The sequence below is a fragment of the Azospirillum formosense genome (assembly GCF_040500525.1).
Lineage (GTDB): Bacteria > Pseudomonadota > Alphaproteobacteria > Azospirillales > Azospirillaceae > Azospirillum > Azospirillum formosense_A.
Genome location: NZ_CP159402.1, coordinates 2575241 through 2586783 on the forward strand (window position 1 = coordinate 2575241; position 11543 = coordinate 2586783).

The 11543-nt window shown below is 70.6% G+C and carries 12 protein-coding genes and 1 riboswitch; of the genes, 4 read left to right on the forward strand and 8 right to left on the reverse strand.

Annotated features, from left to right (window positions below; all coding sequences use genetic code 11):
• Positions 1-19: 19 nt before the first annotated feature.
• The 4 genes from gshB to rsmI are packed head-to-tail and all read right to left on the reverse strand — an operon-like array spanning position 20 to position 3078.
• Positions 20-988: a glutathione synthase gene (gene gshB / locus ABVN73_RS12300; RefSeq protein ID WP_353858229.1), complete on the reverse strand. Its 969-nt coding sequence runs from the start codon at positions 986-988 to the stop codon at positions 20-22.
• Between the two features lie 35 nt (positions 989-1023).
• The gene (locus ABVN73_RS12305; protein ID WP_353858230.1) at positions 1024-1857 is read right to left on the reverse strand and encodes a transglutaminase-like domain-containing protein; all 834 of its coding nucleotides are present in this window, start codon (positions 1855-1857) and stop codon (positions 1024-1026) included.
• A 34-nt stretch (positions 1858-1891) separates the two neighbouring features.
• On the reverse strand, positions 1892-2260 hold the full coding sequence (locus ABVN73_RS12310) for a YraN family protein (protein ID WP_014239012.1): 369 nt from the start codon (positions 2258-2260) through the stop codon (positions 1892-1894).
• Positions 2257-3078 carry a 16S rRNA (cytidine(1402)-2'-O)-methyltransferase gene (gene rsmI, locus ABVN73_RS12315; protein ID WP_353858231.1) on the reverse strand — a complete coding sequence of 274 codons (822 nt, stop codon included), beginning with the start codon at positions 3076-3078 and terminating at the stop codon, positions 2257-2259. The genes ABVN73_RS12310 and rsmI overlap by 4 nt, the downstream gene beginning before the upstream one ends.
• Positions 3079-3362: 284 nt before the next feature.
• Here rsmI and ABVN73_RS12320 point away from each other — a divergent pair, with 284 nt between their 5' ends.
• Positions 3363-4382: a penicillin-binding protein activator gene (locus ABVN73_RS12320; RefSeq protein WP_353858232.1), complete on the forward strand. Its 1020-nt coding sequence runs from the start codon at positions 3363-3365 to the stop codon at positions 4380-4382.
• A gap of 97 nt (positions 4383-4479) precedes the next feature.
• Here ABVN73_RS12320 and ABVN73_RS12325 read toward each other — a convergent pair whose 3' ends face one another.
• A complete protein-coding gene (locus tag ABVN73_RS12325; protein WP_353858233.1) occupies positions 4480-4995 on the reverse strand; it encodes a phasin family protein in 516 nt (171 codons plus the stop codon).
• A gap of 111 nt (positions 4996-5106) precedes the next feature.
• Entirely contained in the window at positions 5107-6315 is a 1209-nt protein-coding gene (gene metZ, locus ABVN73_RS12330) for an O-succinylhomoserine sulfhydrylase (protein ID WP_353858234.1), read from the reverse strand.
• Positions 6316-6391: 76 nt separating this feature from the next.
• Positions 6392-6471, reverse strand: a riboswitch (SAM riboswitch).
• A gap of 159 nt (positions 6472-6630) precedes the next feature.
• On the opposite strand from metZ, the gene ABVN73_RS12335 reads away from it, so the two are divergent.
• Both ABVN73_RS12335 and ABVN73_RS12340 read left to right on the forward strand, forming a co-directional pair.
• A complete protein-coding gene (locus tag ABVN73_RS12335; RefSeq protein WP_353858235.1) occupies positions 6631-7110 on the forward strand; it encodes an STAS domain-containing protein in 480 nt (159 codons plus the stop codon).
• A gap of 77 nt (positions 7111-7187) precedes the next feature.
• Positions 7188-7400 (forward strand): hypothetical protein, encoded by a 213-nt coding sequence (locus ABVN73_RS12340; RefSeq protein ID WP_353858236.1) that lies wholly within the window; start codon positions 7188-7190, stop codon positions 7398-7400.
• Between the two features lie 365 nt (positions 7401-7765).
• On the opposite strand, the gene mutS is transcribed toward ABVN73_RS12340, so the two are convergent.
• Positions 7766-10411: a DNA mismatch repair protein MutS gene (gene mutS / locus ABVN73_RS12345; protein ID WP_353859481.1), complete on the reverse strand. Its 2646-nt coding sequence runs from the start codon at positions 10409-10411 to the stop codon at positions 7766-7768.
• Positions 10412-10605: 194 nt separating this feature from the next.
• Here mutS and ABVN73_RS12350 point away from each other — a divergent pair, with 194 nt between their 5' ends.
• Positions 10606-11142 carry a hypothetical protein gene (locus ABVN73_RS12350; RefSeq protein WP_353858237.1) on the forward strand — a complete coding sequence of 179 codons (537 nt, stop codon included), beginning with the start codon at positions 10606-10608 and terminating at the stop codon, positions 11140-11142.
• Positions 11143-11164: 22 nt separating this feature from the next.
• Here ABVN73_RS12350 and ABVN73_RS12355 read toward each other — a convergent pair whose 3' ends face one another.
• Positions 11165-11485 (reverse strand): hypothetical protein, encoded by a 321-nt coding sequence (locus ABVN73_RS12355; RefSeq protein ID WP_353858238.1) that lies wholly within the window; start codon positions 11483-11485, stop codon positions 11165-11167.
• Positions 11486-11543 lie beyond the last annotated feature (58 nt).

Here is an 11543-nt window from a genome sequence, read left to right on the forward strand (position 1 = left end):
GTGGTGGGGGCTTCGGCCCTCAGGCCCCCTTGTTCTCGCCCTTGTTTTCCCGGTGGCGGCGCTCGATGGCGTCCCACAGGGTGGCCTCCAGCGCCGACCCGTCGAGCCGGTTGATCTCCTGGATGCCGGTGGGCGAGGTCACGTTGATCTCGGTCATGTAGTCGCCGATCACGTCGATCCCGACGAAGACCAGACCCTTCGCGCGCAGCACCGGGCCGATGGCCTTGCAGATCTCCTGCTCGCGCGGGGTCAGCTCCGTCTTCTTGGCGCTGCCGCCGGCGTGGAAGTTGGCCCGGGCCTCGCCCTCCTGGGGCATGCGGCTGACCGCGCCGGCGGGCTCGCCGTCGATCAGGATGATGCGCTTGTCGCCCTGGCGGATCTCCGGCAGGTACTTCTGCACGATCACCGGCTCGCGGTAGAGCTGGGTGAACAGCTCCAGCAGCGAGCCCAGGTTTTCGTCGTCCGGCTTCAGGTGGAAGACGCCGGCCCCGCCGTTGCCGAACAGCGGCTTGACGATGATGTCCTTGTGCTGCGCCCGGAAGTCGAGGACGGCCTGCTTGTCGCTGGTGATCAGCGTCGGCGGCATCAGGTCGGGGAAATGGGTGACGAACAGCTTTTCCGGCGCGTTGCGCACCTCCGCCGGGTCGTTGAGCACCAGCACCTTGGGCTGGATGTGCTCCAGCATGTGGGTGGCGGTGATGTAAGCCATGTCGAAGGGCGGGTCCTGGCGCATCAGCACCACGTCCATGGTCGACAGGTCGACGATCCGCGGCTCGCCCAGCGTGTAGTGTGCGCCCTTCTGGCGGACCACGGTCATCTCGCGGACGCGGGCGGTCAGGACGTTGCCGGTCAGGCTGAGGTCGCGCGGGTGGTAGTGGTAGAGCGTGTGCCCGCGCTTCTGCGCCTCAAGCGCCATCATGAAGCTCGAGTCGGTGTCGATGTTGATGGACTCGATGGGGTCCATCTGGAAGGCGACGGCGAGGCTCATCCTGCGGGTCTCCGAAACGGGCTTTTGAAATGGGGTCAGTTCAGTTGGTTCTTGAGCTGCTGGATCAGCGCTGCGACCTGATGGCGGTGCCGTTCGCTGGCGGTCAACTCCAGGAAGCTCTCCAGCGCGGCGATGGCGGCGGCGAGGTTGCCGTTGTGGGCCTCCAGAAGGCCGGTCTCCCGCCACAGCGACGCCTCGGCCGGGGCGAACAGCCGCATCGCCTCCAGCACCTCCAGCGCGCGCGGCACGTCGCGGGCGGTCAGGTGGCGCAGCTTGATGTTGTTCTGGAGCCGCAGCAGGATCTCGCGGTTGGACACCGTCTGGTAATGGCCGGGCTCCAGCTCCGCGGCGCTGCCGGCGGTGGCCTTCAGCAGGTCGCGCAGGTCCACGGCGGTGCGCACCTGCCCCTCGTTGAAGGGGTCGAGGATGGCGCGGGCGCCGTCGGCCTCCAGCCGCACCAGGAAATGGCCGGGGAAGTTCAGCCCCAGCATCGTCCAGCCCTGCGAGCGGGCCGCGTGCAGGTACAGGATGCCCAGCGCCACCGGCAGGCCGCGGCGGCGGTCGATGACGCGGAGCAGGTTGGCGTTCTGCAAATCGTCGTAGGTCTCGTGATCGCCGGCGTAGCCGTGCCGCTCCACGATCACCTCGTGCAGCCAGGAGATGCGGGCCTCCAGCCCGTCGAGGGTGGGCGAGACGCGCTCCGCCAGATCGTGGGCGATGTCGGCGAGGTGACGGCGGTAGTCGGCCAGCGCGGCGCCCGGCACCTCCAGCGCGCCCAGCGCCAGGGCGGCTTCGGCCAGATCGATCTGCTCGTCCGGCTGCTGCCCCACGCGGCGCAGGATGTCACGGGCCTCGGCGCGGCTGGTCACGGGCGGCGTCCTTCCTTCTTCTTCAGCCTTCGCGTCAGGCCCGCCACGCGTCCGGGACGTGGCGCGGCCAGGACCAAGGGGTAACGAGCATGACGTCGAAGCGCAAGACATAGCCGGCATACCGCGGGTTGGCCCCCAGATAGGCGTGGGCGGCGCGGGCGAGGCGCCCCCGCTGGCGGGCGTTGACCGCCTCGTTCGCGGTGTCCCAGTCGCCGCGGGCCTTGACCTCGACGATCGCCAGAGTGTCGCCCCGCCGGGCCACGATGTCGATCTCTCCCATGGGTGTGCGCAGGCGGCTTTCCAGGATGCGGTAACCTTTCAGCCGGAGCGCCAGCCGGCAGAGCTGTTCGGCGTAGCGGCCGTAATTCTCGGCCCGGCGGCGCAGCGCGCCCGGCGCGCTCATGGTTTCCCCTCCCGCGCCAGTTCCAGCGCGCGGGCGTAGACGGTCCGCTTGTTCTGGCCGGTGCGGGCGGCCACGTCGGCGGCGGCGTCGCGGACCGACAGGCGGGTCAGCGCCTCGCGCAGCAGGGCGTCCACGTCGGCCTCGGTCGGGGTGTCCTCCGCGCCGGGCGGGCCGATGACCAGCACGACCTCGCCCTTCGGCGGGCCGGCCTCGGCGTAGTGGGCGGCCAGCTCCGGCAGGGTGCCGCGCCGCACCTCCTCGTAGAGCTTGGTCAGTTCCCGCGCCACGGCGGCCTCCCGCGCGCCGAGGATGTCGGCGAGATCGGCCAGCGACTCGGGCAGGCGCTGCGGCGATTCGAAGAAGACCAGCGTGGCCGGAACGCCCTTCAGCTCACCCGCGGCGGCGCGCCGGGCGCTGCTCTTGTTCGGCAGGAAGCCGGCGAACAGGAAGCGGTCGGTGGGCAGGCCGGACAGCACCAGCGCCGCCAGCGGGGCGGAGGCGCCGGGCAGCGTGGTGACCGCCACCCCCTCCGCCACGCACTCGCGCACCAGCTTGTAGCCGGGGTCGGAGACCAGCGGCGTGCCGGCGTCGGTGACCAGCGCGATGGACTCGCCCGCTTTCATGCGGCCGATCAGGACCGGACGCATCTTCGCCGCGTTGTGTTCATGATAGGAGACGAAGGGCGTGTGGATGCCATGGATGCCCATCAGCTTCGCCGTCACCCGCGTGTCCTCGCAGGCGATGGCGTCGGCGCGGCGCAGCGTGTCGAGCGCGCGCAGCGTGATGTCGGCGGCGTTGCCGATGGGGGTGGCGACCACATAAAGGCCGGCGCCGAGTTTACTTGCGGCCCTCGGCTCGCTACCTTCAGCGTCACCAGAGACGCCGGGCCCGGAAACGGGCTCGGGCGCCGGACCGGATGTGGAGATCGTTGGTGGCACGCTTGACGACACCTTTCTCGCGCGCTTGGGGGCAGCGGGCTGCCGCCGCCCTGTTGGTTGCCGGCGCGCTTTCGGCCTGCTCGACTGTAAAGGCCCCGGCGCCGCCGACTCAAGCGCCGCAAGCGCCCGTCGCCGCCGTTCCGGCCGCCCCGCAGAGCTTGAAGGTGGCGATCCTGCTGCCGCTGTCCGGGTCCAGCGCCGCCATCGGGCAGGCCATGCTGGAGTCGGCGCAGATGGCGCTGTTCGATCTGGCCGGCGACCGCTTCGAGCTGCTGCCCCGCGACACCAAGGGCACGCCCTCCGGCGCCGCTGACGCGGCGCGGCAGGCGATCGCCGAGGGGGCGAGCCTGATCCTCGGCCCGCTGTTCGCCGCCGATGTGGCGGCGGTGAAGCCGGTCGCCCAGTCCGCGGGCGTGGACGTGCTGGCCTTCACCAACGACTGGACGCAGGCCGGCAACGGCACCTATGTGCTGGGCTTCGTGCCCGCCGATCAGGTGACCCGGGTGATCGGCTTCGCCCGCTCGCGCGGTGCGACGCGCTACGTCGCGCTGGTCCCGCGCACCGCCTACGGCGACGCCGTGGTCAACGCCGTGCAGACGGCCTCGCGCCAGTTCGGCGGGCAGGTGGCGCAGGTCGAGCGCTACGACCCGGCGGTGACCGACCTCGCCCAGCCGGCGCGGCAGGTGACCCAGGCCGGCGTGCAGCCACAGGCGGTCATGCTGGCCGAAGGCGGGCCGCGCGCCCAGGGTCTGGCGTCGGCGCTGTCCGCCAACGGGCTGAACACCCAGCAGGTCAAGCTGCTCGGCACCGGCCTGTGGGACGAGCCCGGCCTGGGCCAGGAACCCGCCCTGGCCGGCGCCTGGTTCGCCGCCCCGGCCCCGCAGAGCCGCGCCGACTTCGAGGCGCGCTTCGAGAGGACCTATGGGCGCAAGCCGCCGCGCATCGCCACCCTGTCCTACGACGCCACGGCCATCGCCGCGGTGCTGGCCAAGATGCCCGACGCGGCGGGCCGCTTCGACCGCGCGGCGCTGAACAACCCCAACGGCTTCGAAGGCATGGACGGCATCTTCCGCCTGCGCGCGGACGGCGTCGTGGAGCGCGGTCTGGCCGTCCTGGAGGTCACCCCCGGCGGACCCCGCGTGATCGATCCCGCCCCGTCCAGCTTCGACGTGCTGGGCCAGTGAGGTCAGTGTGGGTTCAGGGCTGTGAGTTCTGACAACGAAGGCGCGAAGGCCGTGTGACGGCCTTCGCGCCTTCGTGTCCTTGCGGTGAACCGCGGACTTATCCGTGCAGCTTCGCCAGACGGCGGGCGTTGGCGCGGACGGTGCGGTAGGCGGGGGTCATGCCGGCCTGGGTCAGGGCGGTGGCCGACTCGACCATGTAGAGCGCGGCGTGGATGCCGGCCTCGACCGTCTCGGTGACGGTGCGGCGCTGCAGTTCCATCAGGTCGGCGGGGTTGCGGCACTGGCCGAGGCCGGTCACCATCACCATGGCGGCCTGGAGCTGGCCCTGCATGAGGGTCATCCAGGCCTGCTGCATCTCGCCGATGCCCTTGGCGACGGCGTGGGTGGCCTCGACCATCGCCTCCACCTTTTCGGAGCCCATGCGGACGAACTCCGGGTTGGCGAGGTCTATGGGATTGTTCATGGCCGCCGCCATCATCGCGGTGCGGTAGCCGATCGTCTGGGCCGCCGCCACCCCCATCTCGCCCGTCTTGACGCCGGTCCGGGTCAGATCGCCCGCCACCGTCAGAAGGCGTTGCGTCGGTTCGCCGTTGCCGGCCTTGCGTCTCGCCATTCGCTCCACCTCACCAAAGGACCCGACCGGAGCGGAAGCCCCGGCCAAGCCGAAAAAACTGTGACCCGGACGCCAACGCTGCACTGCAGCATTTGGTTCCGGGTCCAGTCTTTACAGGGAAGCGAGCGCCCGGTCGAGATCTTCAACGATGTCCTGGGCGTCCTCCAGCCCGACGGACAGGCGGAGCAGGTTGGGACGGATGTTCGCCGCCGCCTTCTCCTCGACCGTCAGCTTGGAGTGGGTGGTGGTGTCGGGGTGGGTGATCAGGCTCTTGGAATCGCCCAGGTTGTTGGAGATCATCACCATCCGCAGGTCGTTCAGGGCGCGGAAGGCCTCCTCCTTGCCGCCCTTCAGGAAGATCGACAGCATGGTGCCGCCGCCGGTCATCTGGCTGCGGCAGAGATCGTGCTGCGGGTGGCTGGCCAGGCCCGGATAGAGCACCCGCTCCACCTTCGCGTGGCCTTCCAGGAACTCCGCCACCGTCAGGGCCGACGCGCTCTGCGCCGACACGCGCAGCTCCAGCGTCTCCAGCCCCTTCAGCAGAAGCCAGGCGTTGAAGGGCGAGATGGTCGGGCCGGTGTGGCGCAGATAGGGGTGGATCACCTCCGACCCGTACTGCTTGTCGCTGGTCAGGATGATGCCGCCCAGACAGCGGCCTTGGCCGTCGATGTGCTTGGTCGCCGAATAGACGACAACGTCGGCCCCCATCTCGAACGGGCGCTGCAGCACCGGCGTGGCGAAGGCGTTGTCGACCACCACCTTGGCCCCGGCCTTGTGGGCGAGGGCGCTGACGGCGCGCAGGTCGACGACCTCCAGCCCCGGGTTGCTGGGCGTCTCCAGGAAGACGACCTTGGTCGGCTTGGCCAGCGCCTCTTCCCACTGGGACAGGTCGGTGCCGTCGACGAAGACCGCCTCGACCCCGAAGCGGGCCGACAGCTCCTTGATCACCCAGTAGCAGGAGATGAACAGCGAGCGCGGCGCCACGATGCGGTCGCCGGTGCGCAGGTTCGACCACAGGGCGCCATGAACCGCGGCCATGCCGCTGGTCGTGGCGTAGGCCCAGGCCGCCCCCTCATACTCGCACAGCCGGTCCTCGAACATCGCCGTGGTCGGGTTGCGGAAGCGCGAATAGACGTGGCGGGAGCCATCGTTGACGAAGGCGCTCTCCGCCTCCTCCGCCGAGCCGTAGACGAAGCCGGAGGTCTGATAGAGCGCCTCGCAGGTCTCGTCGAAGGACGAGCGGCGGACGCCGCCATGGACCAGACGGGAGCGCGGGCGAAGCCCCGCGACGTTCGGATTGCGATGATCGGTGCGCGCCATGGCCGCTTTGTCTCCTCTGTCCGCCGGCGGGGCAGACCGGCAAAACAAAAAACGCCCCGACCGATCGGGTCGAGGCGCGGACGCGGCTCGGACCTTTTTAGCGGGTTGTTTTACGTGGCCCGCAAGCCGGTCGACCAAATCACCACGTACCCCCGCTTGTAGGACCGCAGCGGTGCGCCGTCAAGGGACAAGGAGCTGTGATAAAACGGGGCCGCCCTGCGTCAACATCGCGCAGGACCCGATGCCGCCGCCCGCTTGCCCGGCGAAGGCCCGGACCGGATCATGGCCGCCGGACGTCGGAAAGGGATGCGGGCCGTGCAGTATCGCAAGGAACAGGAGCGGCACTTCGCCCGTCTGGTGCTCACCGGGCGCTTCACCAGCCAGGACGCCGGCCCGGTGCGGCAGGCCATCGCCGACGTGAAGAACGGGACGGAGCGCCGTTACCTCCTCGACCTGACCGGGCTGGAGTTCATCGACAGCGCCGGCATCGGCCTGCTGCTGGTGATGAACGGCGAGGCCCTGTCGGCGGGCAAGGCCCTGTCCCTGCTCTGCGCCTCCGGGCAGGTGCGCAAGGTGGTGGACCTGACCCGCATCGCCATGATCATCCCGGTGCACGAGACGGTGGCCGACTACATCGCCGCCAGCGTGCCCGAGGCCCTGCTGGCCGCCACCCACCCCTGCGCACCGGGCGAGGACCCGATGGCCGTCGCCGCCCGCGCGCTGCACGCCAAGCCGCTCCTGCCGCCCGCGACCGTGCCGCCGGACAGGGCCAAGGGGGACGGCGCTTCCGGATAGGTCGCTCGCAGGGCTGGTGCGGGCTTCCCATCTGTAGCTTTCGACAGATCCCGTTCCGCGTTGGGGGGAGGCACCGAATGGTTCATCTGCACAAGTCGCTGGAATCCGAAGCGTCGAAGGCCGCCGAACGGGAGGGCCGCTCGCTCGACCAGTTCGTGAACGAGGCGGTGGAGGAGAAGCTGCGCCACGCGCACCGCCCCATCGACCAACGCCCTATCGCCCAACGTCATGTCACCCCCATCCACGACCGCGGCGCCCCGCTGGACGAGGATGCCGTAGAGCGGGCGTAGCGCCCATGGGATGGGATTGCGGCGGCTGTGGTTCGGCGCTATAATTCTCGCACCAGTGGTCAATAGACGACACCTCCGGTACCGCGCGTTCGGAAAGGCCGATGGCCGGAACGGCGTGCACACGAAAAGAGGGGCGGCGTTGCAGCGCCGCCCCTCCGTCGTCTGGAGTCACAGCACGGCGACGAGCAGCGCGAGGATCGCGACGACCGTCTGAATGACCGTGCAGATCACCAGCACCTTACCAGGGGTCAATAAACACACCCCCTTCCCGCCGCTTGGATGACAACGCCCCTTCCCCATGGGACGGAACGCTGCGGCGGCGGGCTTTCATACAACGGCGTGTATATCTTCGCAAATATTCCCGTTTATGAGAGCAGACCCCGCAACCGGTACAACTCGTCGAGCGCCTGACGCGGCGTCAGGCTGTCCGGGTCGATGGACGCCAGCGCCTCCTCCACCCGCGACGGTTCCGGCGGGGCGGCGGGCGCCGACACCGCGGGGGCCGGCGGCGGGCGCTTCAGGGCGGCGCTGAACAGCGGCAGGTCCTCGGCCAAGCGGTGGATGGCCGCGTTCTGGTCGCCCGATTCCAGGATGGTCAGCACCTCCTCGGCGCGGCCGACCACGGCGCCGGGCAGCCCGGCCAGCTTCGCCACATGGATGCCGTAGCTGCGGTCCGCCGCTCCCGCCGTCACCTCGTGCAGGAAGACGACGTCGCCCTGCCATTCCTTGATGCGCATGGTGTGGCAGGACAGGCCCGGCAGCTTGCCGGCCAGCATGGTCAGCTCGTGGTAGTGGGTGGCGAACAGCGCGCGGCAGCGGTTGACGTCGTGCAGGTGCTCCACGCAGGCCCAGGCGATGGACAGGCCGTCGAAGGTCGCGGTGCCGCGCCCGATCTCGTCCAGGATGACCAGGGCGCGGTCGCCGGACTGGTTCAGGATGGCCGCGGTCTCCACCATCTCCACCATGAAGGTGGAGCGGCCGCGCGCCAGATCGTCGGCCGCGCCCACGCGGCTGTAGAGCCGGTCCACCACGCCGATGTGGGCGCTCTCCGCCGGCACGAAGCTGCCCATCTGCGCCAGCACGGCGATCAGCGCGTTCTGGCGCAGGAAGGTCGATTTACCGGCCATGTTCGGGCCGGTCAGCAGCCACAGCCGGTTGTCCGGGGCGAGGTCGCAGTCGTTGGCCACGAACGGCCCGGCGTTGGCGGCGTCGAGCACCGCCTCCACCACCGGGTGCCGCCCGCCCTTGATCGAAAAGGCGAGGCTGCCGTCCACCACCGGCCGGCGGTAGCGCCGCTCCGCCGCCAGCTCGGCCAGCGAGGCGGCGACATCCAGAGCGGCCAGCGCGTGGGCCGCCTGGGCGATGGCCTCGGCGCGGCTGGTCACCTCCTCCACGAGGTCGTTGAACAGCTCCAGCTCCACGGCCAGCGCCTTGTCGGCGGCCTCGGAGATGCGGCGCTCCAGGTCCGACAGCTCGACCGTGCCGAAGCGCACGGCGTTCGCCATGGTCTGGCGGTGCATGAAGACCTCGCGCCCCTTCTCGGACATCAGCTTGTCCGCGTGGGTCGCCGTCACCTCGATGTGATAGCCGAGCACGTTGTTGTGCTTGATCTTCAACGCCGGCACCCCGGCGATGCCGGCGTATTTGACCTGAAGCCCGGCGATCAGCCGCCGGCTCTCGTCGCGCAGCGTCACCAGCTCGTCCAGCGCGTAGGAGTAGTCGCGCGCGATGAAGCCGCCGTCGCGGGCGAGCAGCGGCAGCTCCGGCGCCAGCGCCTGGGTCAATTGCTGGACCAGCTCGCTGTGCTCGCCCAGCCCCTTGGCCACGGCGCCCAACCCGTCGGGCAGCGGGCCGCCGGGATGGCCGTTCAGCAGCAGGCGGATGGCCGAGGCCTGGGCCAGACCGTCGCGCACGGCCGCGAGGTCGCGCGGGCCGCCGCGCCCCAGCGTCAGGCGGGACAGCGCGCGCTCCAGGTCCGGGCAGCGGCGCAGCGCCTCGCGCAGGTCGCCGCGCAGCCGCTCCTCGTTCAGCGCGAACTCGACCATGTCCAGCCGCTTGGCGATGGCCGCGGGGTTGGTCAGCGGCGCCGAGAGCTGGGCGGCGAGCAGGCGCGCCCCCGCCCCGGTCACCGTGCGGTCGATGGTGGCGAGCAGGCTGCCGCGCCGGTCGCCGGTCAGGGTGCGGGTCAGCTCCAGGTTGCGGCGGGTCGCCGCGTCGATCTCCATGACGGCGCCGGGGCCGAGCCGGCGCGGCGGCGACAGGCGCGGCACGCGGCCCTTCTGCGTCAGCTCCACATAGGCGACCAGCGCACCGGCCGCCGCCACCTCGGCGCGGGAGAACTGGCCGTAGGCGTCCAGCGTGCCGACGCCGTAGAGGGTGAGCAGCCGCTGCCGCCCGTTCTCGCTGTCGAAGCGCGGGGTCGGCTGCACGGTCAGGCGCGACTTCCACTCGCCCCACAGCTCGTAGAGGTCGGGGCTCTGGCACAGCTTCTCGGAGACCAGCACCTCCTGCGGGTCGAGGCGGCCGAGCGCGGCGCCAAGGCCGGCGCGCTCCACCGGCTGCACGACCAGCTCGCCGGTGGACAGCTCCAGCCAGGCCAGCCCAAGGCCGCCCGCCGCTTCCGCCACCGCGGCCAGCCAGTTGGAGGCGCGGGAGTCGAGCAGGCTGTCCTCGGTCAGCGTGCCGGGGGTGACGATGCGGATGACGCCGCGCTTCACCACCGACTTGCTGCCGCGCTTCTTGGCCTCCGCCGGGTCCTCCATCTGCTCGCAGATGGCGACGCGGAAGCCCTGGCGGATCAGGCGCTGCAGGTAGGATTCATGGCTGTGGACCGGGACGCCGCACATCGGGATGTCCTCGCCCAGATGCTGGCCGCGCTTGGTCAGCGCGATGTCCAGCGTCCGGGCGGCGTTTACGGCGTCCTCGAAGAACATCTCGTAGAAATCGCCCATCCGGTAGAACAGGAGGCAGTCGGGATGGGCCTGCTTGATCTCCAGATACTGCGCCATCATCGGGGTGGCATCGGGGGGGATGGCGGCGGGCGAAATGGCGGCGGGCGCGTCGGACACGGGTCTTCAACCGGTTGCGTTGTGACGGGCAAGGTCGGGACCGCACCCTAGCACGCCCGCGCTGGTGCCGCGATGACCGCTTCGTTAGACTGTTCCATGCCCGTAGAACGAGCAAGCCGAAGCCGAAGGAGACCGCTGTGACGCAAGCGCCCGACAACACTGATGGCCGGACCACGGCCGGCCAGGACACCGTCCGGGAGGTGCGCGAGGTCGTCGCCCTGTTCAAGACCCGCGCGGCGTTCGACAAGGCCGTGGCCGCCCTTCTCGACGCCGGCTTCGACCGCGACGACCTGTCGGTGCTGGCCAGCCACACCTCGCTGGAGGCCGCCGACCAGCGCCCGCAGGCCCCGTCGGACGAGGCGCTGACCGGGCTGGTGGGCGAGCTGAAATACGCCTTCCCCCTGACCACCGCCGGGCTTCTCGCCATCGTCGGCGGCCCCATCGCCGCGCCGCTGGCCGCCCTCGTCGCCGCCGGCCTGGGCGGCGTCGCCATCAAGGATTACCTGGACGAGCTGACCAGCCACCCCGACACCGACGAATTCGGCCGCGCGCTGGAGGCCGGCGGCGTCATCCTGTGGGTGCGCACCGCCGAGGTGGAGGACGAGGTGGAGGCCGCCGAGATTCTCGAAGGAAACGGCGGCGCCAACATCCACCTGTCGGTGCGCGAGGAGTAGGCGGGGAAGGACCGGCCGGCCGTCAGGCGGCGCAGGCGCGCCAGTCGCCTCCGCCGCCGACCACGGTCAGCCCGCGCAGGCGGAACTGCGCCCGCACCACCGCGGCCCAGCCCTTGCGGATCTGGGCGATCTTGACGGCGTCGGACGCCTTGGCGTCGGTGGTGGTGCCGCAGATCTCGAACAGGAGCGCGTCGCCGATGGAGCCGGGGCACAGCGCCAGGGCGTGCACCAGCCAGGCCATCAGCTCGGCCGGGGTGTGGCGCGGCAGGCCGCGCTCCGCCAGGGTCAGGGCGTTGCCGAGGTTCGCCAGCTCCCGCCGTGCCGTTCCGGGGTTCGGGATCATCAAGGGTCTCCCTCGCGCGTGTCTCACGGAACGACTCCTTACCTCTTTGGACTGGAGC